The organism is Nitrospirota bacterium (assembly GCA_016214855.1).
GTDB lineage: Bacteria > Nitrospirota > Thermodesulfovibrionia > Thermodesulfovibrionales > UBA6898 > UBA6898.
In genome coordinates this window covers 131,960-157,491 of record JACRMT010000003.1, presented here as the reverse complement: position 1 = coordinate 157,491, position 25,532 = coordinate 131,960, and the positions used below count along the sequence as shown (strand labels likewise).

Genomic DNA, 25,532 nt, shown 5'->3' with positions numbered 1-25,532 from the left:
TTTATGGGCAAATAGCAGTTACGTCAAGGAAAACTGAAAATTGAGAGGGGATATTTATCTGACAAAAAAAGAAATAAATAGTGGAGTTACGACTTGCGGGAAATTATGCTTTCACTTCTTGTGGCAGTCGATACAGAGGGGATCAGCGGACATCTGCGCAGCACGCTCTTCAGGGGCCTTCTTAACCCGCCCCATACCGTGAGATTTGAAGCCAACATTAATGAGCGGCTATTCCCCGTCCGCCGGACTTTTTTGTCAGGCGCTGTGTTGTTTTCGTCAAATCAAGCAATGATCTTAATGCAGCATTTACTGCGGCTGAATCAACAAATACCTTCGCCACATCCGGCTCAAGCATGGCAACATTAGCTCCCTCTTCTAAGATACGTTTGTAATACTTGCCGCGAACAGCTTTTGAATAATCAAAATTATATTCAGGGCGTAATTCATCACTGATTCTCTTTTCTTTAGCTTTCATGTCGTTTCCTTTCGCGCGCCGTTGCAAGCCTCGCGCTGATAATTCGTATGGTTTTCCCTCTCTCCGTATGCGCAACCATGAGCAGCCGTTTATGAGAGGAGTATCCTACGGTGACAAGCCTTTGCTCGTCATTCGAGTGGTCCGGGTCGTCAAAAGTCGCCGATAAGGGGTCATAAAATACCGTTACAGCTTCATCAAATGACACGTTATGCTTTTTTAGGTTCCTTTTTGCCTTTTCCCTGTCCCATTCGAACTGCATGTTTCAATTTTATCATAATGTTGCACCTTTCTGTGTCAACCGCTCTGATTGGTGTCTTGTCATGAGAATTCATTTGAGCAGTGAGCAAAGATTATCACAAACAACAGATTATGCCTTCACTTCTTGTGACAGTCGATACAGAGCGAATCTGAAGTCATCTGGGTCTTCTGCTCATCACCTTTCTTAACCTGCCCCATGCCGTGGCATTTGAAACAATCTTTATAACCAAGGGCCTCGTGCATCTTCCGCATCTTCGGGTTCTTGCTGTGACACTCGTTGCAGGCTGCATCTGGCAGGGATGTCAGGCAGAGAATTAGAGAGACGGTCATCATAACAACAAGCAATATCTTCATGCTCTTATTGTGAGGAATCCTTGAACAGGCGTCTATGATAAAGGTCATAGGTCCCGGCATGAGGAGAGACGCCTGACGATCTCGACATTCGCTGCAGGAAACTCGAATGAACAGAGGTCCTCAAACAGGACCCATCTCACCTCGTCATGCACATGGGGCGTGATATCTCCCGAGATATGCTTGACCCTGTAAGCAAGCAGTTCTACCGACAGATGCTCATAGTCGTACCTGCTCGAACAGATAAAGTCCTGCACCTCGGTCTCGATGCCGAGTTCCTCACGCAGCTCCCTTTTCAGCGCCTCTTCTGCTGTTTCGCCCGGGTCGATCTTGCCCCCGGGGAATTCCCATTTGCCGGCCAGCATGTCACCCCGCCGCCGCTTCGCAAGCAGCACCTTGCCGTTCTTTTCGATAACTGCTGCAACGACCTTCACCGGTGTTTGCTTTTTCATTTTCATGGCCTTATTGTAAATCATATGTCAGATGAAATGAGATGTATTGAACATATTCGGACGAGGGGATTAACCGCGCAGACGATCAGGAACTTTCAAAAGCTAATATATATGCATTATCACGAACACCAGCGGCCAATGCCCTGGCGCAAAACAAGAAACACCTATCACATACTCCTCTCTGAAGTGATGCTTCAGCAGACACAGGTGGAGCGGGTGCTGGTCAAATATCGCGAGTTCATCAGGGCCTTCCCAAACTTTTCGAGGCTCGCAAAGGCGCCGCTTGCTGAAGTCCTCAGGGTATGGCAAGGCATGGGATACAACCGCCGGGCAATAAACCTCAAAAAACTGGCAGAGCTTATTGTCCATGAATATCAGGGTAAGCTTCCCCTGGTCCCGGAAGAATTGGTCAAACTGCCGGGCATAGGCAGATATTCCTCAGCAGCCATTCACACGTTTGCAACGAACAGCCCAACTTTTTTCATCGAAACCAATATAAGACGTGTCTATATTCATTTCTTTTTTAGAGACAGGGAGGGCATCAGGGATGATGAGATCATGCCGCTGATCGAAAAGACAATGGACAGAACAAACCCGAGGGAGTGGTACTATGCGCTGATGGACTATGGGGTTAAGTTGAAAAAAGAGGTCGCAAATCCGAATCGCAGGAGCGCCCACTATACCAGACAGTCGAAATTCGAAGGCTCGCAGCGCCAGATCAGGGGCCAGATCCTGAAGACACTGCTCCATTCAGCAGGCATGACAAAAAGTTCGCTCGAAAAGATGATGACAAGAGTTCCGGAGAATTTCGATCAGATACTTGACGGGCTGATTGCAGAAGGGTTTCTTAAAAAATCAGAAGGCAAGTTCGTGATCCTCTGACATAAAACTTCACTGACCAGGAGCTCCTGATGCTATTCCTGTTCGTAAATAGTTTCCTGCCTAATTCCTGCAGGGAGTCTCTTCCTGTTCTTTTGCTCATACATCAGCGCGTCCCCCTGAAAGAGAAGTTCATCGATCGAGACAGGAGAATCCGGTTTGTAATCGACAATGCCAAAGCTGAGAGAGAGCCTGTAAGACCTTGCCCTTTCGGTGTTGTGCAGTTCGATATTTCTATTGATACGGTCGGCTATGACAGCAACCGTTTCGCCTGTTGTCCCGACCGGCACTGCCACAAATTCGTCGCCGCCGACCCGGGCTATAATATCTGATTCTCGGAATGTTTCCTTGAGAATGGCAGCCATCTCGGCAATTGCCAGATCGCCTTCCTGATGACCATGCGTGTCATTGATCTCTTTCAGGTTATCCATATCTGCATAAAAAATATGAATATCGTTCTTCCCTCTATCCGCCATTTTCAGCTGCTGTTCGACAAGTGTAAAAAAACCCCTGCGGTTATAAAGACCGGTAAGTTCATCCCGGGTCGATAGCGCGTATAACCTTTCCTCGACCTGCTTGCGCTCGTTGATCTCCTGAAGAAGCGCTGTTTCAGTTCTCTTCTGCTTCGAAAACATCCCGGACATGATCAGTCCAAACAGAAGAAAGGCAGCTGAGACGAGCAGACGAAAGGCCACTTCAGTCCTGTTAAATATTAGGAGAGACAGGAACGGTTCGTCATAATGAATGAGATAATCCACAACAGCATCGATAAACCAGAAGCTGACTGCAGCGAATATTGAGAGCATGATGATGTGGTAACCTTTTCGGAACATTTCCTTCATCCCCCCGGAAGAACAGATAATGTGCTCATGAACCAGCGATATGAACGGGATATTAATATAACCAGGCACAAATTGGCAATAGGAAACAGGCTTTGTCCGTTTTCCGTTGTCGCGTGATCGGACCTGCATTCTTTGGTTGCTTTGATAAAAGTCCTGTAATAAAATGAGACATGGACGAATTGCTGAATCAGATCACACTTCTGAACAAGAACCTTGAACGCATTGCAGATTCTCTTTCTCCTTCGTTCGACGGCTCGGTGCTGGATTGTTTCATGGCATTTAAATGCTCATCGCGCAATGAACAGCTCTTGCTGAAGGGCATTGCCGCACCAGACCCCATCGCCTTTGCCGAGATCATAGGCATCGACGATCTGCTCCATGAACTGAGAGAGAACACCGAGCAGTTCCTCCAGGACCTGCCCTGCAACAACGCCCTTCTGTACGGACCAAGGGGCACAGGCAAATCCTCAGCAGTAAAGGCCCTGCTCAATGCCTATGCAACTCGGGGCCTCAGGATGGTGGAGATGCCGCGGGATTCCCTTTCGCACATCCTCGACCTGGCAGACATCATCAGAAGGCGTCCAGAGAAGTTCATCGTATTCTGCGATGACCTCACCTTTGATGAGGATGAGAGGTCGTACCGGCAGATCAAGACCGTGCTTGAAGGCGGGCTTGAGACACGGCCTTCAAATATGCTGATCTATGCTACCTCGAACCGCAGGCATCTCATACCGGAATTGATCGAAGAGAACCAGCGTGATCCAAAGGGTGAACTTCATCCTGAAGATGCACTTGAGGAAAAGATATCACTTTCTGACCGCTTTGGCCTGCGCTTAGGGTTTCAGTATTTTGATTTTGATACGTATTTTGAGATTGTCGGGAACTATGCGAAGATCAGGAAACTCAGGGTTAACCGCGAGGAACTGAGACACCTGGCAATGCAATGGTCCATCTCCGGCGGCAGTTTCTCCGGCAGGACAGCACGCCAGTTCATTGACAGTCTTGAAGGAAGGCTCAGAAAAAAGAAATGGAAAAGGGAGTAGCATCTGGACAGGGCGGCATTCGCTTTCTCATCTTTTTGATCATTGTCCTGGTCTTCCTCACGATCGGCCGCACGCGATGGGACAGTCCCGGGCAGGAGCAGGCTGTCATGGCATGGCCGGAAATAACGCTCAAACTTTTCATGAGCGGTCTTAAACAGCCGACACATATAGCAAATGCAGGGGACGCCGGCAAGAGGCTTTTTGTCACAGAACAGAGGGGGAGGGTTCTACTAATAAAGAACGGTAATGTCAGCCCAAGACCTTTTCTGGATATTTCTGAACGGGTAAGCTGCTGCGGAGAACGCGGCCTGCTGAGCATCGTCTTCCCTCCCGCTTATCACAAAAAGAACTATTTCTATCTAAACTATACGGACAGGTCCGGCGATACGGTCGTTGCGCGCTATCGCCTCACGAAAGATCCGGACAGGGCTGATCCAAAAAGCGAAGAGATCATCCTGACGATCAAACAGCCTTACGCAAATCACAATGGCGGCCAGCTGGCTTTTGGCACTGACGGCTATTTATATATCGGTATGGGTGACGGCGGGTCTGCCGGCGATCCTCAAGAGTACGCACAAAATCCAGCGTCACTTCTCGGCAAGATGCTCAGAATAAATGTCGAGTCTGACAAAATGCCCTATGCTGTTCCGCCAGACAACCCGTTCTTGAACAACACCGCTTACAGGCCCGAGATATGGGCAACAGGCCTCAGAAATCCCTGGCGCTTCTCCTTTGACAGAAAAAAAGGTGACCTGTATATAGCTGATGTCGGACAGAACAGATACGAGGAGATCAATGTCGAGCGAAAAGGAAGCAGGGGCGGAAGAAATTATGGATGGAATATCATGGAGGGCCTCCACTGTTATAAGACAAAGGACTGCGAAAGGAAGGGACTTGCTCTTCCCGCCGCTGAATATGACCACGACAAGGGATGTTCGGTAACCGGAGGCATGGTTTACCAGGGCAGCAGGCACCCGCAGATGCAGGGCATCTATCTGTATGGGGATTTCTGCTCGGGCCGTATCTGGGGGTTGAAGCAGGAGGGGGAGACATGGATGAACAGGGAACTCAAGAGCTCCGGACTTTCGATCTCGACCTTTGGAGAAGATGAAGCAGGAGAGGTCTATGTTGCCGACTACGGCAAGGGGAATATCTACCGGATAGAGGCAGCAGTAAAATGAAATAAATCCCTTCTACCCTCTCCATGCCAGCCGACAGTAGGTGCTTTAAGCAAGGGAGAAATACAGCCATGACAAGTATGACAAGCGGAATCGTGAGAATCGCGCTCACCGTAAACCGTTGCGTCACATCGAGAAGTTCGGGATATTTCTTTTTTTAGCACTGACTGTTTTCGGTGCGAGTGCCATACCGCATTTAGGGCAGCTTCCTGGCGCAGCGCGCACGATTTCCGGATGCATCGGGCATTTCCACTCCGTCCTGATCACATCGCCGACCGGCGCAACAGGCTCAAACGCCATACTGTTTCTCATCGGTAATTTGATCTTGTATCCATCCTGGCTTTCCTCCAACCCTCGGGCTGAACAATTATACCAGCGTCTGCAGCACCCTTCCAGTCACCACGCATGGTATGCTAAGAAAAAACCCTCCGGGGAGATGACGATCACGAAATTGATTAAATGCTGGGAATACAGGAAGTGCGGAAGGCAGCTTGGCGGCGAGAATGTGGCGGAATTCGGCTATTGTCCTGCGGCTCTTGCGCCTGACAACAACTGCTGGCTTGTGGCAGGCACCATCTGCAGCGGTACGGTCGAGGGCACCTATGCCCAGAAGATCGATACCTGCATCATCTGCGGGTACTACAGCAAGATGCAGGAGTACAATGCCAGGCGGCCGCGCACACGCTTCTTTCTCTTTGGCCAGTATCTCTGCAGTCAGGGGCTCGTTACCAATGATCAGGTGATTCAGGCGCGCGCCCTGCAGCTCAGACATAACCAGAAGATCGGTGTTTTTGCAAAGAGCAGAAACATGCTGACTGATGACCAGATCCAGAGGATCCTGATCACACAGGAAGAGACTCTCAAGAAGTTCGGGGAGCTGGCGATAGAACTCGGCTTTCTGACCGATGCTCAGGTAAGGGAACTGATGATAGAACAGGAGGACAACTATCTTTTTTTCGGTGAGGCGCTCGTCCAGTCAGGCGTATTTAGCGAAACTGAGATGTTCAACCACCTCAAACTCTATAATACCGAAAAGCTTCAGAAACATCTCGAGCAGGAAAAGATCAAAAACCAGCTCGCCGAAGACTGATATACCTGCTTCAGGAATCGAGGATCTCCCGAACTTTTTTCAGAAGATCGATGGGAGAAACAGGCTTGAGGATAAAATGCATGTCTTTTTCAAGAACTCCTTTGGGGCTGATCACGTCTGCTGTGTATCCGCTGGTAAACAGGGTCTTGATACGCGGCGATAGGGATGAGATCTCGTCATAAACCTGCTTGCCGTTCTTTTTGGGCATGATCGCATCAAGAATAATGAGCTGGATCCGATCCCTGTTCTCCATGAATTTCAGGACTGCATCCTCGCCGTCAACAGCCTCGATGACCGTATATCCAAATTGACCCATTACCGTGGAAGCAAGCTTTCTTAATGCCTCGTCATCTTCAGCAACCAGAACAGTCTCGGTCCCGCCCCTGACCGGAGCTGCCTCTTTGCGCTCCTCAGTGATCTCCACACCGGCGTGAGGCCTGACAAACGGGAGATATATCTTGAATGTGGTGCCTTGCCCGGGCTCACTGTATGCCGTAACATATCCGTCATGCTGCTTTACAATGCCATAGACCATGGCAAGGCCGAGCCCGGTCCCCTTGCCCTGTTCCTTGGTCGTAAAAAAGGGCTCAAAGATCTTCTCCCTTGTCTTTTCATCCATGCCGATACCTGTGTCTGAAACCGTAATAAGGGCGTATTCCCCGGCTTTCCCATGGCCGTCTATCTTCATGAATTCATCTTCAATATGAACACGTCCTGTCCTTATCGTCAGTTTCCCTGCATCAGGCATTGCATCCCGCGCATTGGCCACAAGGTTCATCAGTACCTGCTCTATCTGGCCGGTGTCAGCCATGACCGTGATGTCCTCATCCGCACAAACGGTTTTAAACTCTATGTCTTCCCGGATTAGCCGCAGAAGAAACTTCTCGAACCTTTTCACAAGCTCGTTCATATTGATCAGCTTCAGGCTGATCGTCTGTTTTCTGCTGAAGGCAAGGAGACTGTGCGTAAGGGTAGCTGCCCGCTCAGATGCCTCAAGGGTCTGATCAACATAGTTCCGTAGCGGGTCATTGTCAGCCATCTTCATAAGGAGGAGATGTCCGTACCCCATAATTGCAGAAAGAATGTTGTTGAAATCATGGGCAATGCCGCCTGCAAGCTGTCCGATCGCCTCCATCTTCTGCGCCTGTCTGAGCTGGTCTTCGAGTTTCTTACTCTCGCTGATGTCCCTGACCACATGGATCAGGCCGACAAGAACGTTATTCTTGTCCAGACGGGGGATGGCCCTGATCTCGATGAACTTTTTTAGATGAGGCTCGAATATCTCCGCTGTTAACGGAACAGCGGTCTTCAGCACCTGACAGCTTGGGCAGCCCTCAGGCGCACATCCGGTGCCGTGATAATATTCATAACATTTTGTTTTGGTCATCTCCAGGAATGGCAGACCCAGAATCAGCTCAGCAGCCTTGTTTGCGCGGATAATATTGAAATCCTTGTCGTGAACGGTAACCATATCAGTGAGCGTATTGAATGTTTCTTCCCAGTCCTGCTTGGAAAGGTATAGCTGCTCTTCCATTTTCTTGCGGTCCGTTATGTCAGCAATGATCCCCACGAGCGCCCTGAGCCGTCCGTCAGGTCCCTCCAGTCTCCTGCCGGAAAGAAAGCCCCAGAAATCGCTTCCGTCCTTCCGCAGGTAATGCCGCTCAGTAGTGACCTGTTTCAGCTCACCTGCTATCAGCTGCCTCATCTTCTTGTCACCGACAGCCTTCTCGGCTTCATGCAGAAGCTCAGGATACGGCAGCCCGATAAGTTCAGAATGAGTACGGCCGAACATCTCGGCCATGCGCTGATTCGCAAAGGTGATCTTCCCCTCAGGGCTCACAAGAATGATACCTGCGGGCGAGGCCTCGAAAATGGTCCTGAGCCACTCTTCATTTTCCCGCAGGGCTGTCTCCATCCGCTTCTTCTCAGTGACATCTCGTATGATTCCCTGGTATCCGAGGATATTACCGTCATCGGTAAAAAGTACCGAGGAAGAAAGCAGGCAGTCGATCTCGTCTCCTTCCCTGTTTTTGAAGCAGACTTCGTAATCCCTAAGATAGCCCTGCTTCTCGATCTCTTGTTGAAAGCGGTGGCGGTCGTCAGGATCTGCATAGATCCGCCGCACATCCATACCGATCATCTCTTCTCTCGTATAACCGAAAAGGTCGAGCGTCGCCTGGTTCACCTCAAGAAACGGCCCTTCCCTCTCGGTTATGTATATGGCGTCCATGGAACTTTCAAAGAGCGACCGGTATCTCTTTTCGCTCAGTCTTCCCCTGCTCTCCACGCTGCTGTACTCTTCTGCTGATTTCATGGGCCTTACCACCCAGACAAATATCATCACCGAAGCGGCCAGGCTGAGCAGAAGAGCGTCGGCGAGATTGATCATGGTCCTCGAAAGCATGGTTTCGATACGGACCGCGTTGAATATGATCATGATAAGCAGTTCTGCCGCAGCTATGGAGACAATCAACTTTACGGCAACGGTCAGATGACGAGAGCCGAACTTATTCTGCACGGTTATAACCTCCGCCTTTCATAATATCAGGAACACCGGATTAATCAACCGGATATATTTCCCGGAAGATCAGTGCTGCGGCGCTCTTATCTTCTGAGAAAGTTCCTTACAGCGTCTCTGATCGTCAGATGGTCTATCGGAATATTCGACACTTCCTTATTGCCGGGGAGCGCCAGCGCATGGATGAACTTCAATCCTCTATTATCCGATGCCATGGCAGCGATCAGCTGTTCCCGCGCTGCAGCCTTCACGGTGCTGCCGATGCCGAATCCTCTCGCAACCAGTTCGAGGTCAACGCAGGAACCGGTCAGGGTCTCCTGGCTGCCTGTTGAGCCATAAGAGCTGTTGTCGATCGCAAGGATCGTCAGGTTCTCCGGCGCAGCATGCGCGGCAGTAGCAAGCACACCGGGGTTCATCAGCAGGCTGCCGTCGCCGTCGATCACAACCACTTCTTTCTCCGATGAAAGGCTTATGCCGAGACCGATCGGCGTTGCCATGCCCATACTGCCTAACATATAGAAATTGGATGGCTGGTGCTTCAGCGCATAGAGTTCCTTGGAAGGCCATCCCAGATTGGACACCACAACCCTGCCTTCAAGACAGGGCGCCATCATCTCCAGAACTTCATACCGTGTATATTGCGGGGGCAAGACCTCCTGCCGCTTTTCAGGGATCATGCAGGTTATGGGACGCTGGTCAAGAATAAGTGTGCTTTTTGCAGAAGAACCTTCCCATATCGCCGGGCTCAGAAGAAAGGCATGTATCTGGTTCTTCTTATACACACTCTTCAGCTTCCGTGGAATGACGTTGAGATCTTCTGCGGAGCCGATAACAGTATGGCGGATACCGGCTCCCTTAAGGATCTTCGGCAGCCCTCTTCCCATCGGGAACTGGGCAGCGATCTTTTCCTGATAAATTCCTCTCTGACTCACAAAGATCGCCAGCGGCAGTTCATAGAAACCGGTCAGCGACAACAGGGCATTGATCATGTTGCCGATGCCTGAGCTCTGGATGAACATGGCAGGCCGTTTTCCTGCAAGCGCTGCCCCTGCGCAGATGCCGACGCCTTCTTCTTCGCGCGTAAGCGGCAGATGAAAGAACCGGCCGGCCACCATCTCGAGCAGGACCCTGAATTTTTCGCACGGCAGTGAAGCGGTAAAATCAATGCCTTCCTGTTTCAGAATGGATATCAGTTCTTCTTCAGGATTGTGCATACCAGGTCCTCGATCTCCTTGTCCGTGATCTTCTTCGAGACAAATGTCGGTTCAACATTATAGGTCTTTTTTTCTCTGCCGAGCATCAGTTCACCGCCGCCGGTGATATTCAGCAGCACGGTCTCATCTTTTCTGACATTGCCCTTTTCTACCGCCTGCCTCAAGGCGCCGACCGCCACTGCAGAAGCAGGCACCAGGTCTATGCCCTCAAGGTTGCTGAACAGTTCCAGCGATTCAAATACCTCCCTGTTCGTAACGCCGTACATGGCGCCGCCGCAGGCCTGCATAGCGTCAAAGACGCCGCCTTTGACCGAATAGGCAGGATATCGGGTCGAAAGAACGCGCGTCGATATCTGACCGATCAGTTCCGGCCTAAGGTCTTCCTTGAACAGTTCTCGGCTCTGTTTCTCCCAGGCATGCACCATCGGGGCAAAGGGCAGATTCTGTGCCAGATGCAGTCTGGGCAGTCCCGAGCCGAACCGTCCGTCCCTGAGGAACCGCTCTGACATTTCCCATACTCCGATGCCTCCGGTGCCGCTGCCGACCGCCTGAAAGTAATGGTCAGGCAGTCTGCCGATCTTCGAGACAGCTTCAAGGATCGTTGAGCCGAGACCGTCGCGCTTGGCTATATTTTTGACGCCGCCTTCAAAGGGCAGCCCGGAGATCGCCGAGATCCGTTTGGCAACATCGATAGAGTCAGAGTAATCGCCATCGCCAACCGCAAGGGTCGGCACCATAGACGAACTTTCGAGATACCACATCTCCATGAGGCACATGCGCGGTACTACGATTATCGCCGGAAAGCCGGCAACAACAGAGAGATGAGCAAAGGCCCTGGCAGTATTTCCTGCCGATGCGACAATAAGCCCTTCCACTTTATTCTCGACTGCGTTTTGAAGAACGATGGCCGCCTCGAACTCCTTGAATGTGCAGGTTTCAAGCAAAGCCCCCCGCTCAGGCCAATACCCGTTGAAGGCGATAAAAAGATTTTCGAGCCCAAAATGGCGTGCAAGCCATTGAGACCGATAAACAATGCTGCCGGGCTGCTCAAACGTCGGCTGATGAACCGGAAGCCAGTTGAATTTCCAGATACCCGAGCCGCAATCATCTCTGAAAGGGTCTTTGTATTTCGTGACAAGCAAAGAGTCTTTGCAGTGCTCGCAAAACGCACAGTAGACGTCTGTCAGTTCCTTGCCGCAGCCTCTGCAGATGATCGTAAAATGGCTCATGGTTCAACCCTCTCTACATACTGGGCGAAAAGCTCCATGATGTCAATGATCGGGATCTTTTTGTCATGATCCTGCATTGCTTCGTTGACCTTGCCGTAGCAGGCCGGGCAGCTGAGAATAAGCTTGTCAGCCTTTTTTGCAACAGCCTCGTCGATCGCAAGCCTTCCAATGGCTATGGCATTATCGTGAAAGACCTTCCTCACCGCTCCGCCTGCGCCGCAGCAGCGGGACTCCAGCCCGTGCCGGTCGAACTCCAGAAGTTCGAGCCCAGGGATGGACTTCAGCACTGTCCGCGGCTCTTTAATGACGCCGACGCCCCGGCTCAGATAACAGGGATCGTGATAAATGATGCGTTCCTTCAATTCCTTCTTTACCGTAATCTTCCTCTGCGTTAAGGCATCTGCAACATGCTGGGTCATATGCCTGATCCTGAACGGCAGTTCCTTGCCGTAAAAGGCCGGCCAGTCCCTTGTCATGACATTCACGCAGCAGGGGCATGAGCAGACCAGGACCTTTGTGCCCTTTGCCTTGTACGCCTCAACAAGCCTTTTCGTGAGGTCTTCGAGCATGTCATGCTGGCCTGATATGAAAAGAGGGAAGCCGCAGCAGACCTCATCCTCCTCGGAAAGCATGGCAAACGGGTCGCCGATGGCATCAAGCACAAGCACATCACCTCTCACCATCGGCTTTGCGCCATATACGCCGGAACAGCCGGCATAGTAGGCTATATCTGATCTCTCCGCCACCTTCACCTGCTCCGGGAACCATGGCTTGAACCGTTCCTCAGCAGGAAAGTTATACGGATTGCCGGTCTTTTTTATCGCCTCAGGCATGTCCTTCAATATTTCGTAGTCCACAAGGCCCCGGTCGAACATCTCTTTCCTGAGATAGGGCCAGAGCCGCTGAGTAAAGATACCGACAGCGCATTTCTGGCCGCAGGCACCGCAGGTGGTGCATTCGAATACTGCCCTGGTAAAGTCCTGAAGGAGTTCTTTATCTATCTCCCTGGGGTTGAAGAAACGCGCCTTAAGCCCGCCGGTTGCCTTGATGAACTGCCGGAAGACCCTGATCTTTTCGGGCGTGGATATGGACGGCCTGTCGGTCACTTCCTGAACAGGGCAGTGCTGAAGGCACTCGCCGCACTGGGTGCAGGCATCCAGTTCCATCACCTGCATCGGCGTCAGGTTAGCGGTAAATGATCCTTTCTTATCTTTCATGGATGACATACCTCAGCTCTTCCATTCTTCTGTTCGCTTCCAGGTTCACAAAAGGCGCAGCGATAATATGGGTCGGAAGAACAGGAAGAAGAAGGAGAAACAGGCCAATGTGAAGAAGAAACAGCATACTGTCCGGCAGGGGCTGGGGACTCAGGCCGAAGATGCCGAGAGAGAACTGCTTCACACTGAGCAGATCCGGACGGAACAACATTCGCATCGCCAGTCCGGCAGAGCCGATCAATAACAACATGCCTGAAATAATATAGTTATACGAAGAGGCATACCTGTCCTTCTTCTGCACAATTCTCAACACAATGAGGTACAACAGGGAAAGGGGAAGCAGGTATCCTGCGAGTACGCCGACAGGCTGAAGGAAGATCAGGCAGTCGGGCAGGGATGAGAAGAAAAATCTCATATGGCGAAGTGCTACAAAAAAAAAGGATACATGGAATATCCATGACCCTATCCAGAGGCGCTTGCTGGCAGTAAATATCCTCCTGAAAAAAAGGATATCCAGCACCGTACTGATATAAGCACCAGCAGGAACTCTTGTGAGAAAAACGGGATATGCTGCTGCATGTCCTGATGCCCTGAGCCAGACAATGCCCTGCCAGGCAAAACGGAGCAGAAAAAAGAGATAGGAGAAGATTGCAGCAAAAAAAAAGATCAAAGACATAGCCCTGCAGTTCGCGGCATGTAACGCCTATGCACCGGCATCAGGCAGATAGCCTATCCTGAGACATCCCCAATGACGCTTATTTACCATGACCGGCACCGCCATATCCATTGCCAGTTCGCCGCCGGCAGCAGCCGGCCGCCGGAAAGGCTGTGCCAGCAGGCGGGAGTTCTTTGCGCCGCTAAGAGATACAGGGTCTGTCATCTTGATCATTGCCCTTGCAGGCATGATATGGGTCGGCATATAACCATTCCTGTCCATTGCAACCACATAAAGCAGCCGCCGGTCCTTCTTAACCCACTGTTTCAACAGGGGCAGCACCTCGGCATCGAAAAACCTGTTTGAACGGACCTTGAACTTGCCCTCCTCCGCAGTCTTGACATAGTTTTCGTCAAACAGGGAATTTATATCGATCCTGCCATGCTTCACTGCCTCTTCGAGTCTGGCTGTGAATTCGGCTGCAATAGTTTTCAGATACTCTTCCATCGTGGCAAAGATCAAAGACATAAGCTTGTCCTCCCTGGCACGTATATTCTATGCTCCTGCATCAGGCAGATAGCCTATTCTGAGACATCCCCAGTGACGCTTATTTACCATGACCGGCACCGCAACATCTTTTGCCAGCTCGCCGCCGGCAGCGGCTGGCCGCCGGAACGGCTGTCTCAGCAAAAAGGGGCTCTTTGCGCCGCTGAGAGATACAGGGTCTGTCATCTTGATCATTGCCCTTGCGGGCATGATATGGGTCGGCATATAACCATTCCTGTCCATTGCAACCACGTAAATCAGCCGCTCGTCCTTCTTAACCCACTGTTTCAACAGGGGCAGCACCTCGGCATCGAAAAACCTGTTTGAACGAACACTGAACTTGCCCTCTTCCGCAGTCTTGACGTAGTTTTCATCAAACAGGGAATCCATATCGATCCTGCCCTGCTTCACCGCCTCTTCGAGTTTGGCTGTGAACTCGGCTGCAATAGTTTTCAGATACTCTTCCATTGAACTAACCTTCATTCTTTCAACCCCTTGAAAAAGATCTTTAACGCATAATTATCATATCATAATCCGCTTATGCCTTCATTGTCCCTAATCCTCTTCTTCGATGAACGTAATGCTGACCGGTCGCGGAAGGCAGGCACCTGCTTCGACCTCGATAGCCTTCAGTATTCCGGACGGTACAGGGCAAGCCGCATGTTTCAGATTCTTTGACGCAGAACGGTACACAGGGTTATGCAGGATCGTTGAAAAAGGAGCCCGGAACTCGAGAAATGAGATCTCCTCTGCCATCTTCTTAACCATCTCGCATTCCGTATCAAGGCTGATATGGAAGTTCCTGTCCTTGTCCCTTTCAACCGTTATGCCGACCGTAAATCCGCATACACCGGGGTTAACCTGCACCTTTGTCATTGTTCCTCCCTGTCCCTCTCCTACGAGCCATGGAATGCAAGGGGGAGGGGAATTTCCTGGGGGGGAAATTGATCCTTGCAGTCCCATGGCCCGAAGAAGAGAGGCAGAAAACACTGCCTCTCTTCCTGAGTTTATCCTTTTATCGATGCAGCAATCGGCGCCTTCTGCTCTGCAAGCAGGGCCTTCAGATTCGGAAACTTGTCCTTCATATGCGGAATATGCATGGCCATCATGAACTCCTTTTCGAAGGCCGGTTCCGTTGCGATCTCGACAAACTCGACCCAGCGGGCGCGTTCATCAGCCTCAACACGCTTGCCCCTGTTCAAGAGGGTCATGCGTGAGCCGTCACCTGCTGCATTGCCGACAACAACGACCTTGTCTATCGGAACATCAGGGAAGAGACCCAAGGCAAGCGATGCCTCACGGTCAATATGGCTTCCGAATGCACCGGCAAGCTCAACACGGTCAAGATGGGTGACGCCCATCTTCTGCATCATAAGTTTCACTCCGGCATAGAGCGCGCCCTTTGCAAGCTGGAGGGCCCTTACATCTCCCTGCGTGACCGTAATGTCCTGATTGATCGAGGTCTGGTCTGCCCATGCAAGAACATATTCCGGTTTTCCTTCCTCATCCTTGCGTATCCGGTTTGTATTGGCGTCAGTTACGAACTTGCCGGTCTTATCGATAATGCCGGCCTTAAACATCTCGGCGATCACGTCAATGATCGCTGATCCGCAGATGCCCTTTGCATCGATCTTGCCCTCAATATGCGTATGCCAGTCAGCCTTGCCGATCACCTTGTACTGGGGCTCCTTGGTGGCAGGATCGATCTGCACCTTTTCGATCGCGCCCGGTGCTGCACGCATACCGAACTTTATCTGCGCGCCTTCGAATGCCGGGCCGGTTGCGCAGGAGGTCGAGCAGACCCTGTCCCTGTTGCCGAGCAGGAGTTCGCCATTGGTGCCGATATCGATGATCAGGACCATATCATCCTGGAAATACTGCTCCCTGGCGATCAGCACGCCGACATTATCAGCGCCGACAAACCCGGCCTCAATCGGCAGGACATGGATAAACGAACCCGGATTGATCTTCAGCCCAAGGTCCCGGGCCTTGATGTCGAGTGATTTCTGGACCGCCGGAATGAACGGTGAGCGGCCGATATAGACCGGATTCAGTCCCAGGAAAATATGATGCATTGCAGTATTGAAAACGATCGTCAGGTCATCGATCGCAAAGCCGGGGTTCGGCCCGTCCTTTTTGACCTCGCTCACGACCTTATCGATGATCTCGTTCAGGCCGGTTATGATGGCATCCTGCATGGTCTTCAGACCTTCAGGGTTTGACATGGCATACGTGATCCTGGACATGACATCTTCGCCGTACGGGACCTGGGGGTTCATCATCGATTCGGTATTGATCACCTTGCCGGTTGAAAGGTCGCAGAGATAACCGACACAGGTGGTTGTCCCCACATCAACCGCCAGACCATAGCATACATCCACATGACCTGCCTCGACCTTCACGATCTCTTTGTCCTGCCAGACCGTGGCCGTAATCGTCCATTCGCCCTGACGAAGCGCATCCTGCAGCCCGAGCAGCACTTCAAAATCGAACTTCAGATCTTTCAGACCATAGGTCTCCTCAAGGGCCTTGATCACCCGTTCGTAGTCCCCCGTCGTCATGTCATGCAATGTCGGCGGCGTCAGCGTCAGAGGATATTTCTTAACTGCCGGATCGAGCGCAATCGTCAGCTCACTGGCCGCTTTTCTGACCACCTGCTTCCCTGCCCGCGACCGCTCAGGAACAAAGACCTTGAGGTCGCCATGGATATGGCTTGAACAGGCCAGCCGCACACCCGGTCCGTCCTCAGGTTTGATATGCTTCAGTTCGTCAGCACCTGCCTCAGGAGGGATGATATGGGACATACCGGACTCGAGATTGTCTTTTTCGAAATATCCCTCCTCGATCCGCACCTTGCATTTGCCGCATACTTTTTTATCGCCGCAGAGGGCTTCGAGGTCAACGCCCAGAAGCTGTGCAGCCTTGAGGATAGTGGTACCCTCTTCTATTTCTCCCCGCCTGCCTGCAGGCTGGAAAATAACCTTGAATTTACGACTCATGTATATTTCCTCCTTGAGATCGATTTCATAAGGATCCGGAAGTCAGGAGCCAGCACGATAACTTACGGCTGGTCAGTCATCGCTGTTCTTCCCGTCTCCTCTATCCTGTCTTCTGCCTGCTTCTTACTTCCTACTTCCTGCTCTCTCCCTTTTTCCTGCTTCTCGAATACGGGCAGACGGTAACGCAAAACCCGCAGTTGGGCTTGCCGTCGAGAGTCTGGCGCCTGCTCTTGAGCGCCGCGCACTTCTCATACACAACGAGCTTGCGCCGGGGATTGCTTATGGACCAATGATCTCCTTTGACCGCTCCTGAAGGACAGTGCGTTACACAAAGATCGCAGTCTCCGCATTCTGACTCCCTCACCGGCTCGTCAGCATCAAGAGGGGCATTGGTCAGCACCGTAGCCCAGGAAAGCCGTGAGCCGTAATGCCTGTTGATCAAAAGCCCGTTTTTGCCGACCCATCCCAGTCCGGAACAGGTTGCAGCCGTCTTATGGCAGAAAAGCTTGTACAGCTTTGTTATCAGCTTATCGTTCTGCCGGTCAGAGTCAGGGGGGATCGAAAGGTTCCGGTATCCCCTTGAGCTGAGCCATGATACAGTCAGACCCTGAAGCCGGGCCAGAAGGCGGATCGTTTCCCTGTTAAGGTTCCTGTTCAGCGCTATCGCGATGCCGCGGTTCAGGTGAATGATCTCTCGGGACAATGCCGCGGTCACATCGCCTACGCCGACAAGCGTTGCGCCTTCGCCCTTCAGATACTGCTTGAGCGGGTCTGCATTCACTGCTTACTGCTTGGCAGCCTTTTCATCCCTCAGCTTCTTCAGGAACGCGACCATCTTGATCGCCTCCTTCAGGGCATTGCTGGCATCTTCTGCATACCCGTCAGCACCCCACTTGTCAGCAAGGTCCTTGGATGTAGGAGCGCCGCCGATCATGATCATGCAGTTGGGGTTCTTGGCCTTGATCTTTTCGATGACGGTCGGCATACCGACCATGGATGTGGTCATCATGGCCGATAAACAGACCAGTTCAGAGTCTGTCTTAAGCTGCTCATCAACAAACTTGTCCAGAGGCACGTCGCGACCAAGGTCATAGACATGAAACCCTGCGACATCGAACATCATCTTGACAAGATTCTTGCCGATATCATGGACATCCCCCTCGACCGTGCCGATGACAACCGACCCCTTTACGCCAAGGTCCATCTGCTTGCAGTGAGGCTTCAGGATGTCAAGCCCGGCATACAGAGCGTCAGCGCACATGAGTATCTCGGGAACAAAATATTCCTGCGCCTCAAAAAGCCTGCCCACCTCTTCCATGCCGGAGACCAGGCCGTCGAAGATCGCCTCGTTCGCATCAAGTCCTGCTTCAAGTGCCTCGTTTGCGCCTTCCCTGCATGCGTCCTCGTCATACTGGATGACGCCGTTTCTCATCTTCTCAAGGATCTCTTTTTTTCTCGCTTCATCTGCCATTATTTTTTACCTCCGTATGAAATTGTCTCTTCCACCATGGCCTTCATATTCTGCGGCGGCACGGTCGGCCAGATATCGCATCCCGGCCATACACCGCTCACGCCGTCGTCAATGCATTTTCTGACTGACTGGCGCACAACGTCCTCGCTTCCTGAAACCAGCACATTGTACGCGTCCATATTACCGAAGATGATGGCGTCAGGGCCGAGTTTCTTTCGTGACTCTGCAACATCGTTCTTCTGTTCAACGCTGATCGCCGTAGGCCCTGCCTCCATCATTGACGTTACGATCTCGTTCGTTTTTCCGCAGATATGCAGGACTGAATATGCAGAGATCGCCTTCATCACCTTCTGAAGCGGCGGCAGGATAAGGCTCTTGAATACCCGCGGACTGAGAACATCGCTGGTCGCACCCATCTCCCTGACCGTAATGAAGTCCACACCTGCCTTCTCATATTCCTTTGCGGTCAATATGATCGCATCTGCGCAGAGGTCTAACAGCTTCGCAACCTTATCCGCCTTTTTGAACGAGAGCTTCAGAAGGTCGTTCAGCTCCATGATCTGGCCGGCCAGGGTAAAGGGGCCGAGCACATACGAACCGACCACAACGTCCTTGCCGATATCAGCCTTCAGGAGTCCAATCGCCTCCCGCATCAACGGGATCCTTCCCTTTTCAGAAAAACCCTCAGGCAGCTTGATCGTATCCATCTCAGCCTCGTTATGGATAAGCTTTTCCTTGATCGTCGGGTACAGAATACCTTCTGCATGCGGGTATACATTGATAACGCAGCCCATTGCCTCTGCCTCAACACAGAGGTCGACCGGCACAACACCGCATTCGTAGCCAAACAGCTTGTAGGTGGTTGCAGCAGTCTCTGCCATCTGCTTCGCATCAAGATGGATGCCGGCAAACTTGTAACCGAGCTCCTTGATACCGGTCTCGGTGATGTTGCCCATGCCGCTGAAACAGGGGACCCTGTCAACCGCCTCCTTTTTAAACACTTTCAATACTCTTTCGCGTGAATTCATGAACCAAGTTTCTCCTTTCAATTTCCAGTTTTACGTATTCAGTCGTCAGCTATCAGCTTTAGGCATCCAGCAATCAGTAGTCAGTAAGCAGTCGATAACGGTGTCCTCAGAGCTGACAGCTGATGACTGATCGCTGACGACTTTATTTTCCTTTTTTCCTCTTTCCGCCTTCCTGCATCTTTGCGATGAAGTCAGCAAAGTGCTTGCGGATCGGCAGGTTCGGATTATCATAAATTGTCCCGGTTTCGTCATAGACCAGAGTCGAAAGCAGTATGTGTGCGCTTGCAACAGCCGGAAATACACGGGGTGCCGTGACTGCCGGGCCGCAGAAGTTGAAGTCTGACCAGAGCGCTGAACCCATGCCCTGTACAACCGCGTCCATAGCCTTGAACCCGTCAAGTCCCCACTTTTGCTTTATCTCGCCCCACATATGCGTTCCATTAGAGTACGCACCGCCGCAGGGAAATCCGTGCTTCTCCTTTATCAGCCTGTTGGCAACACAGGAAAAGGAGGTAGAAGGCATGTTCATGACCGACGTGTCCACGATGATCGTATCAAAGGAATCTGCGCCCTGCGCCATGATCGACTCGAAAGACTTCACTCTGCCTGCCGGCGACTGGTCCTGATCGTCAAATGCCTGAATGACAACATGCCTGATACCGAGGTCTTTAAGACGCTGCACCTGGCCCTTGATATCCTTGTCCCAGGGAGTAATGCTGTTGTACAGGAACTTGTCCTGCACACCGATCTCTGCAACGTACTCGGTTGCCTTTGCACGCTGCTCAGCCACCCACATGTCAATGCCAAAGGGCATGGACGTATTCTCCAGATAAAAATCAATATAGGTCTTTGCCTCGTCCGGCGTGTTGGCAACCATGGCGACCATGGCAGGAACGCCTGTGGCCTCGGAGATCTGCTCCATCTGCTTTAACATCTCTTTGGTCCTGTCGCGGTCAAAATTGCCTTTCCGGTCGGTCTTGGTAACACTGTCCTTATTATGAAACAGTGAAGCTATCATAAGCGGCGGGTTCTCTCCGGGCTGGCCGCCCACAGGAATGCCGTTAAGGTTAAACACCTTCTGTTCTTTTTCAAATCTGAACATTCTCTCTCCTTTATCGGTAATTTATGCTAAACTATTTTTACTTTCGCTCATGGGGCAGTCGTTCCTGTTTTCTGGACGCTGTCCCTTTTTTTTATGGGTCGAGGTTAAGGCTAAGGTCGAGGGAAAAACTCATAATCAACACCTGTTTTTCTGTTCCTCAACCTTGACCTCAGCCTTTTTTTCTTAATACACTCCGTGGTCGAACTTCGGAGCAGGCAGATACTCCCATTTCTCGCCCTTCTTGAACTTGTCAAAGATATCAAGGCACTTCAGGGCATATTCAAAGGCATAGGGGATGCCGGGACCGCCAGGTACAAAACCTGCCAGGATCATGCCCACTGCTGCTGCCTCAAAGACCTCGTTCCAGGTCGCGCCTGCCTCAGCAGCAGGGATAGCATGGATGATGCAGCGCGGTGAGCAATAAGCAACGCCGCCTGACATGAACATCAACTCCTTAACCTTTCTCGAAAGTGCGCCGTCGCCAAAGATGCTTGCATAGAAATCTGCAAAGGTCCGGCCGGGGTCCGGCGTTACGGTGTTGATAACCTGAAACATCCTCGGAACAAAACCGCACTGCTGCTTCATGTACGCATTAACCTGTTCTGTTGTCATCTTCTCTGCCATTTTACTTACCTCCGTGGTTTGTTCTCCTGGCGCAAGGCCAAGAATGCTTTTTACAAAATCGAGCAATCCCATTCTTTTTTACCTCCCGTTACATCTTTCCGATCCCCTGTATATTTCCTCACCTCCCTCAGGGGTATTCTTTGTTGGGGTTAGGGATTGGTTGATTAGAGTTTGGTAAAATATCCAGCCCCTAATCCCGAGCTCCTATCCCCCATTTTCTAATACTTCCAGTTCAGCGCAACGTCATGGAACTTCTTCAGATTTTCAAATGTGATCGTAGGCGGTATGTCACAGCCAGGCACAAGGATAAAGCCCCTGTTGTCCTTGCCTGCCACATCGATCACCTCTCTGCAGGCAGCCTCAACCTCTGCCTCGGTCTTGTTCAGGAGCACATGCACCGGTGCAACGTTCCCGCCAAAGGACATCTTGCCGAGAAGGGCCTCGCGTGCCTTGGCAATATCCACCTTCTGATCAAAGAATATGGTGGAACATCCGGTCTGCGGGAAGAGATCGAGCCGGTCTGCAGTATTCCCGCAGATATGGAGGATCGTATGGGCGCCCTTTGACCTTGCCCAGTCGCTCAGTTTCTTCAGCGGCGGCACAGCGAACCTTGCCATCTGTTTTGCATTGATCAGATCGCCTGATGCCGTAGGATCAGCAATGCTGAGCGCCTCCACACCATCTTTTACAAGCGGCTCGTAGAGTTTGATCAGCAGGTCTGCGCAGAAGTCCACCATCTTTTCGACAAAGGCAGGTTTCTTGAATGTTGCCTTCATGAAGGTCTCTTCACCAACAAAGCGGGCTGCAAGGGTGAAGGGGCCCCAACAGGTCATGGTAACAAGATACTTGTCGCCGATCTTCTGCCTGACCTTCCGTGTTGCATCCATCACTGACAGGACAACAGGGTCACGGAACAGATCTTCCATGTCGAGCTTTGCAATGTCCTCTTCAGAACTCACAACGTGGGCAGTCATGTCAGGCGCACCGATCTCACGGAACTTCACGCCGACACCCAGTTTTCTGCCTAATGCGATCGCATGAAAATTGTTAAACCCTGAGCCGACATACACAATGTCTGATCTGATCTTTTCAGCCTCGGCTACACACATCTCAACATTCTTGTCCACATTGGTCGAAAGCTCTTCAAAGGTCGTGCCGTAGTCCTTGATAGACCACATGCCGCCGCCGAACAACGTTACCGGAACTCTCTCGGTCGGCTGCATGGCAAAGGCCTTCAGGATCGTCTCTCTCGGTGTCATGGTCATACGGGTGATTCCTCCTTATATATGCGAAGTAATGGCACTTTTGTGCATGCTATGGACCAGGCACCTCAGCTTCTCAAGATCTATAGGCACCTTGGTGCTGAGAGCATCTGTCTGTTCTTCGGGATATCCGACAAGGATTACCCTGATGTCAGGCGCGATCGTCTTGATGACCTTTATTGCATCCTCGGCAGGCATGCCAAAGGCCTGAGAATCGATAATCACAGCTTCGTAGGAGTTCTTTATGATCTGCTGAACAGCATGGGCAGGGTAATCTGACAGATCAACATTGTATCCCTCATCGCGCAGGATGCCGTACAAGCCTTTGATCAATATCGGGCTTTGGGTGCAGAGAAGTATATTGTACACGATACCTGATAGTAGGCAATTCCAGTGCCACTTGCACTATGATCATAACCTGCGGTAGCTACAAGATATTTCAGCGACAACCGTGATATGCTGTTGCATATTGCCCCATTTATCTGGGGAATATTGCCTCATTGGTGAGTTTGAATATCTGCAAAAAAGATCAGGTGTTTCGACTCAAAGCGCTTTTTCGCATTTTAGCCAAGTGTGTCTTTACCTGGACTGGCGAAGATCTGAAACAAAGGATATACTTATGACTCAGGGACCGGATATAGCCGACTGCGGAATACAGAAAAACAGATGATCTGCCCCTGCCATCTATTGCATGACAAGTGTCATTATCCCTACATATAATGCTGAACAACAGATTCAGCGTCTTTGTCAGGCTCTGAGATCTCAGACAGTCCCTACCGAGATCATCGTAGTCGATTCCTCATCATCTGACAAAACCGTTAAGGTCGCTGAATCTTTTGGGGCAGAGGTCCTGGTTGTGCAGACGAAAGATTTTGACCATGGGGGGACAAGGACAGAGGCAGGTAAATCTGCTCAAGGCGATATCCTGATCTACATGACGCAAGACGCCCTTCCCTGTGACAGACACAGCATCGGGAATATTGTGAGAATTTTTGAAGATCAAAAGTTAGCCGCTGCCTTCGGCAGGCAACTGCCCTATCCGGATGCTTCGGCTTTTGGGGCACACCTGAGACTATTTAATTATCCTGAAACCCCCTATATCAGAAGCCTGAGCGACAAGACCATATATGGCATCAAGACGCCTTTTCTCTCAAACTCCTTTGCGGGCTACCGGAAAAGCGCGTTGGATGAGATCTCCTGGTTCAGGGAAAAGCTGATCCTCGGTGAAGACACTTATGCAGGTGCCAAATTATTGCTTGCCGGATATAAGATCGCGTATGTTCCCGACGCTATGGTCTATCATTCCCATAATTATACTGTTCTTCAGGAATTAAAAAGATATTTCGATATCGGCGTCTTCCACACATCAGAGCAGTGGCTTATTGAAGAGTTTGGAAAAGCGGACGGAGAAGGGAAAAGATATGTGCGATCAGCCTTTGATTTTCTGATGAAGAACAGAAAATATTATTTGATTCCGGAATTCGTCATCAGAACTGTTCTGAAATATGTTGGATACACCCTGGGACGACATTATGATAGATTGCCAAATTCAATGATACGTAAATTGAGCAGGCATGAATATTTTTGGGACAGATGACTATCTGAAACGGTAGCAGCTCGATCAAACAATGGTTCTACTCCCTTGCTGCTCATAGCCTGCTATCACGAAATTATGTTGATCGCCTTTTCGAGCCTCCTCAGGGTCTTCTCGTTCCCCAGCACTTCCAAAACCTCATAGATGCCCGGGCTTTCGGTGCCCCCGGTCATGGCAACGCGAACCGGCTGGGCAAGCGCGCCGAGTTTCACGCCATGCTTTTCGACTATACCCCTGAAGACAGGTTCAAGCCCTGCATGGGAGAAATCTGCATGCGATGCAAGCGCATCCTTCAGATCCTTGAGCAGAGGCAGGCTCTTTTCGTTCAGGAACTTTTCCTTTGCCTTCCCGTCAAAGGTCACATCCTCAACAATATAGTACCGAAGTGACCTGGCAAGCTCAACCAGGGTCTTTGCCCGCTCCTGCAGGGTCTTCACCGCCTTCGCAAGCCACTCCATGTCCAGCGCCTGTTCCTCAGCCATAATGGTTTCCTTCTTCAGAAAAGGTATCACCAGTTCTGCGAGCTTTTCAGGAGCAGCTGCCATGATATATTGCTGATTCAGCCAGAGCAGCTTTTCCGGGTTAAAGACTGCTGCTGCATTGCCCACATTCTCAAAGGAAAAATAGTTGACCAATTCTTCGCGGCTGAAGACCTCCTGATCGCCATGTGACCAGCCAAGGCGAACCAGATAGTTCACCAGGGCATCAGGCAGATACCCCATCTCGTAATAGGCCAAGACCGAAGTTGCGCCATGACGTTTTGAAAGCCGCGTCTTGTCTGCGCCGAGTATCATCGGCAGGTGGGCGAATTTGGGTATCTCATATCCCAACGCCTTGTAGATATGGATCTGTTTGGGCGTGTTGTTCAGATGGTCGTCGCCGCGTATGACATGGGTAATGCGCATATCAACGTCATCTACGACTACCGTGAAATTGTAAGTAGGCGTGTTGTCAGATCTCAGGATGATCAGGTCATCAAGCTGGCTGTTCTCAAAGACCACACTGCCCCTGATCAGATCGTCAACAACCGTCTCGCCCTGCTGCGGGGTCTTGAACCTGACAACAGACGTGCGGCCTGGCACAGGCTCTTTAAGGTCTCTGCATCTGCCGTCATACTTCTGCGGCTTGCCTTGGGCTATCGCAAGATGCCTGCGCTGCTCAAGTTCTTCGGCTGAACAGTAGCAGTGATACGCCTTGCCTTCCTGTACCAGTTTGTCGACATAACTTCTGTATACGTCAAACCGGTCTGTCTGGCGAAAAGGCCCCTCCTGCCAGCCAAGATTGAGCCAGTTCATGCCCTCAATGATCGCCTCGATATATTCGTCAGTCGAGCGGGTCCTGTCTGTGTCCTCGATCCTGAGGATAAAGGTCCCGCCGTGATGCCGCGCATAGAGCCAGTTGAACAGGGCTGTACGTGCCCCGCCAATATGAAGATGTCCTGTCGGGCTTGGTGCAAACCTTACCCTAATCTGTTCTGCCAAAATAACCTCCTAAGACACAAGAGT

28 protein-coding genes are annotated in these 25,532 nt (G+C 51.2%); 5 read left to right on the top strand and 23 right to left on the bottom strand.

The features are described from left to right. Positions 1 to 217 precede the first annotated feature (217 nt). The 4 genes from HZB62_01885 to mutT form a co-directional block, all read right to left on the bottom strand. Positions 218 to 475, bottom strand: a complete 258-nt coding sequence (locus HZB62_01885) for a hypothetical protein (protein ID MBI5073911.1) — start codon at positions 473 to 475, stop codon at positions 218 to 220. After that, on the bottom strand, positions 465 to 734 hold the full coding sequence (locus HZB62_01880; protein MBI5073910.1) for a BrnT family toxin: 270 nt from the start codon (positions 732 to 734) through the stop codon (positions 465 to 467). Before HZB62_01880 ends, HZB62_01885 begins: the two co-directional genes overlap by 11 nt. Positions 735 to 850: 116 nt before the next feature. After that, positions 851 to 1,087, bottom strand: coding sequence for a hypothetical protein (locus HZB62_01875; protein ID MBI5073909.1), 237 nt, complete (start codon positions 1,085 to 1,087; stop codon positions 851 to 853). A gap of 44 nt (positions 1,088 to 1,131) precedes the next feature. Further along, positions 1,132 to 1,536, bottom strand: coding sequence for an 8-oxo-dGTP diphosphatase MutT (mutT, locus tag HZB62_01870; GenBank protein ID MBI5073908.1), 405 nt, complete (start codon positions 1,534 to 1,536; stop codon positions 1,132 to 1,134). 24 nt (positions 1,537 to 1,560) lie between these two features. Here mutT and HZB62_01865 point away from each other — a divergent pair, with 24 nt between their 5' ends. Further along, entirely contained in the window at positions 1,561 to 2,418 is an 858-nt protein-coding gene (locus tag HZB62_01865) for an A/G-specific adenine glycosylase (GenBank protein ID MBI5073907.1), read from the top strand. Positions 2,419 to 2,450: 32 nt separating this feature from the next. Here HZB62_01865 and HZB62_01860 read toward each other — a convergent pair whose 3' ends face one another. Then, the gene (locus tag HZB62_01860; protein ID MBI5073906.1) at positions 2,451 to 3,248 is read right to left on the bottom strand and encodes a GGDEF domain-containing protein; all 798 of its coding nucleotides are present in this window, start codon (positions 3,246 to 3,248) and stop codon (positions 2,451 to 2,453) included. 179 nt (positions 3,249 to 3,427) lie between these two features. On the opposite strand from HZB62_01860, the gene HZB62_01855 reads away from it, so the two are divergent. Both HZB62_01855 and HZB62_01850 read left to right on the top strand, forming a co-directional pair. Beyond that, on the top strand, positions 3,428 to 4,300 hold the full coding sequence (locus HZB62_01855; protein ID MBI5073905.1) for an ATP-binding protein: 873 nt from the start codon (positions 3,428 to 3,430) through the stop codon (positions 4,298 to 4,300). A 107-nt stretch (positions 4,301 to 4,407) separates the two neighbouring features. Further along, positions 4,408 to 5,481 (top strand): PQQ-dependent sugar dehydrogenase, encoded by a 1,074-nt coding sequence (locus HZB62_01850; protein ID MBI5073904.1) that lies wholly within the window; start codon positions 4,408 to 4,410, stop codon positions 5,479 to 5,481. 123 nt (positions 5,482 to 5,604) lie between these two features. On the opposite strand, the gene HZB62_01845 is transcribed toward HZB62_01850, so the two are convergent. Continuing rightward, complete coding sequence (locus HZB62_01845) at positions 5,605 to 5,778, bottom strand: hypothetical protein (GenBank protein MBI5073903.1); 174 nt, start codon at positions 5,776 to 5,778, stop codon at positions 5,605 to 5,607. Positions 5,779 to 5,914: 136 nt separating this feature from the next. On the opposite strand from HZB62_01845, the gene HZB62_01840 reads away from it, so the two are divergent. Further along, positions 5,915 to 6,568, top strand: a complete 654-nt coding sequence (locus HZB62_01840; protein ID MBI5073902.1) for a hypothetical protein — start codon at positions 5,915 to 5,917, stop codon at positions 6,566 to 6,568. Between the two features lie 10 nt (positions 6,569 to 6,578). Here HZB62_01840 and HZB62_01835 read toward each other — a convergent pair whose 3' ends face one another. From HZB62_01835 to HZB62_01760, 16 genes are all read right to left on the bottom strand, one after another. Further along, on the bottom strand, positions 6,579 to 9,086 hold the full coding sequence (locus HZB62_01835) for a PAS domain S-box protein (GenBank protein MBI5073901.1): 2,508 nt from the start codon (positions 9,084 to 9,086) through the stop codon (positions 6,579 to 6,581). Positions 9,087 to 9,172: 86 nt separating this feature from the next. Continuing rightward, a complete protein-coding gene (gene comD, locus HZB62_01830) occupies positions 9,173 to 10,300 on the bottom strand; it encodes a sulfopyruvate decarboxylase subunit alpha (protein MBI5073900.1) in 1,128 nt (375 codons plus the stop codon). Then, positions 10,276 to 11,529 carry a cysteate synthase gene (locus tag HZB62_01825; GenBank protein ID MBI5073899.1) on the bottom strand — a complete coding sequence of 418 codons (1,254 nt, stop codon included), beginning with the start codon at positions 11,527 to 11,529 and terminating at the stop codon, positions 10,276 to 10,278. The genes comD and HZB62_01825 overlap by 25 nt, the downstream gene beginning before the upstream one ends. Then, a complete protein-coding gene (locus HZB62_01820) occupies positions 11,526 to 12,746 on the bottom strand; it encodes a (Fe-S)-binding protein (GenBank protein MBI5073898.1) in 1,221 nt (406 codons plus the stop codon). Before HZB62_01820 ends, HZB62_01825 begins: the two co-directional genes overlap by 4 nt. Continuing rightward, a complete protein-coding gene (locus HZB62_01815; protein ID MBI5073897.1) occupies positions 12,736 to 13,422 on the bottom strand; it encodes a hypothetical protein in 687 nt (228 codons plus the stop codon). Before HZB62_01815 ends, HZB62_01820 begins: the two co-directional genes overlap by 11 nt. A gap of 27 nt (positions 13,423 to 13,449) precedes the next feature. Further along, entirely contained in the window at positions 13,450 to 13,929 is a 480-nt protein-coding gene (locus tag HZB62_01810; protein MBI5073896.1) for a hypothetical protein, read from the bottom strand. A 27-nt stretch (positions 13,930 to 13,956) separates the two neighbouring features. Continuing rightward, on the bottom strand, positions 13,957 to 14,430 hold the full coding sequence (locus tag HZB62_01805) for a hypothetical protein (GenBank protein MBI5073895.1): 474 nt from the start codon (positions 14,428 to 14,430) through the stop codon (positions 13,957 to 13,959). 72 nt (positions 14,431 to 14,502) lie between these two features. Further along, complete coding sequence (locus tag HZB62_01800) at positions 14,503 to 14,823, bottom strand: hypothetical protein (GenBank protein ID MBI5073894.1); 321 nt, start codon at positions 14,821 to 14,823, stop codon at positions 14,503 to 14,505. A 131-nt stretch (positions 14,824 to 14,954) separates the two neighbouring features. Continuing rightward, entirely contained in the window at positions 14,955 to 16,946 is a 1,992-nt protein-coding gene (locus HZB62_01795; protein MBI5073893.1) for a DUF4445 domain-containing protein, read from the bottom strand. Between the two features lie 130 nt (positions 16,947 to 17,076). After that, positions 17,077 to 17,727 carry an epoxyqueuosine reductase gene (locus HZB62_01790; GenBank protein MBI5073892.1) on the bottom strand — a complete coding sequence of 217 codons (651 nt, stop codon included), beginning with the start codon at positions 17,725 to 17,727 and terminating at the stop codon, positions 17,077 to 17,079. Positions 17,728 to 17,730: 3 nt separating this feature from the next. Further along, positions 17,731 to 18,417, bottom strand: a complete 687-nt coding sequence (locus HZB62_01785; protein ID MBI5073891.1) for a corrinoid protein — start codon at positions 18,415 to 18,417, stop codon at positions 17,731 to 17,733. Then, complete coding sequence (locus HZB62_01780; GenBank protein ID MBI5073890.1) at positions 18,417 to 19,445, bottom strand: methyltransferase; 1,029 nt, start codon at positions 19,443 to 19,445, stop codon at positions 18,417 to 18,419. The genes HZB62_01785 and HZB62_01780 overlap by 1 nt, the downstream gene beginning before the upstream one ends. Positions 19,446 to 19,587: 142 nt before the next feature. Next, positions 19,588 to 20,547, bottom strand: a complete 960-nt coding sequence (locus tag HZB62_01775) for a tetrahydromethanopterin S-methyltransferase subunit H (protein MBI5073889.1) — start codon at positions 20,545 to 20,547, stop codon at positions 19,588 to 19,590. A gap of 183 nt (positions 20,548 to 20,730) precedes the next feature. Beyond that, the gene (locus HZB62_01770; protein MBI5073888.1) at positions 20,731 to 21,243 is read right to left on the bottom strand and encodes a carboxymuconolactone decarboxylase family protein; all 513 of its coding nucleotides are present in this window, start codon (positions 21,241 to 21,243) and stop codon (positions 20,731 to 20,733) included. 146 nt (positions 21,244 to 21,389) lie between these two features. Beyond that, entirely contained in the window at positions 21,390 to 22,436 is a 1,047-nt protein-coding gene (locus HZB62_01765) for a hypothetical protein (GenBank protein MBI5073887.1), read from the bottom strand. 15 nt (positions 22,437 to 22,451) lie between these two features. Continuing rightward, a complete protein-coding gene (locus HZB62_01760) occupies positions 22,452 to 22,802 on the bottom strand; it encodes a hypothetical protein (GenBank protein ID MBI5073886.1) in 351 nt (116 codons plus the stop codon). 322 nt (positions 22,803 to 23,124) lie between these two features. On the opposite strand from HZB62_01760, the gene HZB62_01755 reads away from it, so the two are divergent. Further along, positions 23,125 to 24,030: a glycosyltransferase family 2 protein gene (locus HZB62_01755; GenBank protein MBI5073885.1), complete on the top strand. Its 906-nt coding sequence runs from the start codon at positions 23,125 to 23,127 to the stop codon at positions 24,028 to 24,030. A gap of 65 nt (positions 24,031 to 24,095) precedes the next feature. Here the strand turns inward: HZB62_01755 and gltX are convergent, their stop codons facing one another. Next, positions 24,096 to 25,508 (bottom strand): glutamate--tRNA ligase, encoded by a 1,413-nt coding sequence (gltX, locus tag HZB62_01750; GenBank protein MBI5073884.1) that lies wholly within the window; start codon positions 25,506 to 25,508, stop codon positions 24,096 to 24,098. Positions 25,509 to 25,532: the final 24 nt, after the last annotated feature.

What these genes read in the sequence shown, in the direction of transcription:
- HZB62_01885 (MBI5073911.1), bottom strand. Translation starts at nt 475, where the DNA reads ATGAAAGCTAAAGAAAAGAGAATCAGTGATGAATTACGCCCTGAATAT.
- HZB62_01880 (MBI5073910.1), bottom strand. Translation starts at nt 734, where the DNA reads ATGCAGTTCGAATGGGACAGGGAAAAGGCAAAAAGGAACCTAAAAAAG.
- HZB62_01875 (MBI5073909.1), bottom strand. Translation starts at nt 1,087, where the DNA reads ATGAAGATATTGCTTGTTGTTATGATGACCGTCTCTCTAATTCTCTGC.
- mutT (MBI5073908.1), bottom strand. Translation starts at nt 1,536, where the DNA reads ATGAAAAAGCAAACACCGGTGAAGGTCGTTGCAGCAGTTATCGAAAAG.
- HZB62_01865 (MBI5073907.1), top strand. Translation starts at nt 1,561, where the DNA reads ATGTCAGATGAAATGAGATGTATTGAACATATTCGGACGAGGGGATTA.
- HZB62_01860 (MBI5073906.1), bottom strand. Translation starts at nt 3,248, where the DNA reads ATGTTCCGAAAAGGTTACCACATCATCATGCTCTCAATATTCGCTGCA.
- HZB62_01855 (MBI5073905.1), top strand. Translation starts at nt 3,428, where the DNA reads ATGGACGAATTGCTGAATCAGATCACACTTCTGAACAAGAACCTTGAA.
- HZB62_01850 (MBI5073904.1), top strand. Translation starts at nt 4,408, where the DNA reads ATGGCATGGCCGGAAATAACGCTCAAACTTTTCATGAGCGGTCTTAAA.
- HZB62_01845 (MBI5073903.1), bottom strand. Translation starts at nt 5,778, where the DNA reads ATGGCGTTTGAGCCTGTTGCGCCGGTCGGCGATGTGATCAGGACGGAG.
- HZB62_01840 (MBI5073902.1), top strand. Translation starts at nt 5,915, where the DNA reads ATGACGATCACGAAATTGATTAAATGCTGGGAATACAGGAAGTGCGGA.
- comD (MBI5073900.1), bottom strand. Translation starts at nt 10,300, where the DNA reads ATGCACAATCCTGAAGAAGAACTGATATCCATTCTGAAACAGGAAGGC.
- HZB62_01825 (MBI5073899.1), bottom strand. Translation starts at nt 11,529, where the DNA reads ATGAGCCATTTTACGATCATCTGCAGAGGCTGCGGCAAGGAACTGACA.
- HZB62_01820 (MBI5073898.1), bottom strand. Translation starts at nt 12,746, where the DNA reads ATGAAAGATAAGAAAGGATCATTTACCGCTAACCTGACGCCGATGCAG.
- HZB62_01815 (MBI5073897.1), bottom strand. Translation starts at nt 13,422, where the DNA reads ATGTCTTTGATCTTTTTTTTTGCTGCAATCTTCTCCTATCTCTTTTTT.
- HZB62_01810 (MBI5073896.1), bottom strand. Translation starts at nt 13,929, where the DNA reads ATGTCTTTGATCTTTGCCACGATGGAAGAGTATCTGAAAACTATTGCA.
- HZB62_01805 (MBI5073895.1), bottom strand. Translation starts at nt 14,430, where the DNA reads ATGAAGGTTAGTTCAATGGAAGAGTATCTGAAAACTATTGCAGCCGAG.
- HZB62_01800 (MBI5073894.1), bottom strand. Translation starts at nt 14,823, where the DNA reads ATGACAAAGGTGCAGGTTAACCCCGGTGTATGCGGATTTACGGTCGGC.
- HZB62_01795 (MBI5073893.1), bottom strand. Translation starts at nt 16,946, where the DNA reads ATGAGTCGTAAATTCAAGGTTATTTTCCAGCCTGCAGGCAGGCGGGGA.
- HZB62_01785 (MBI5073891.1), bottom strand. Translation starts at nt 18,417, where the DNA reads ATGGCAGATGAAGCGAGAAAAAAAGAGATCCTTGAGAAGATGAGAAAC.
- HZB62_01780 (MBI5073890.1), bottom strand. Translation starts at nt 19,445, where the DNA reads ATGAATTCACGCGAAAGAGTATTGAAAGTGTTTAAAAAGGAGGCGGTT.
- HZB62_01775 (MBI5073889.1), bottom strand. Translation starts at nt 20,547, where the DNA reads ATGTTCAGATTTGAAAAAGAACAGAAGGTGTTTAACCTTAACGGCATT.
- HZB62_01770 (MBI5073888.1), bottom strand. Translation starts at nt 21,243, where the DNA reads ATGGGATTGCTCGATTTTGTAAAAAGCATTCTTGGCCTTGCGCCAGGA.
- HZB62_01765 (MBI5073887.1), bottom strand. Translation starts at nt 22,436, where the DNA reads ATGACCATGACACCGAGAGAGACGATCCTGAAGGCCTTTGCCATGCAG.
- HZB62_01755 (MBI5073885.1), top strand. Translation starts at nt 23,125, where the DNA reads ATGACAAGTGTCATTATCCCTACATATAATGCTGAACAACAGATTCAG.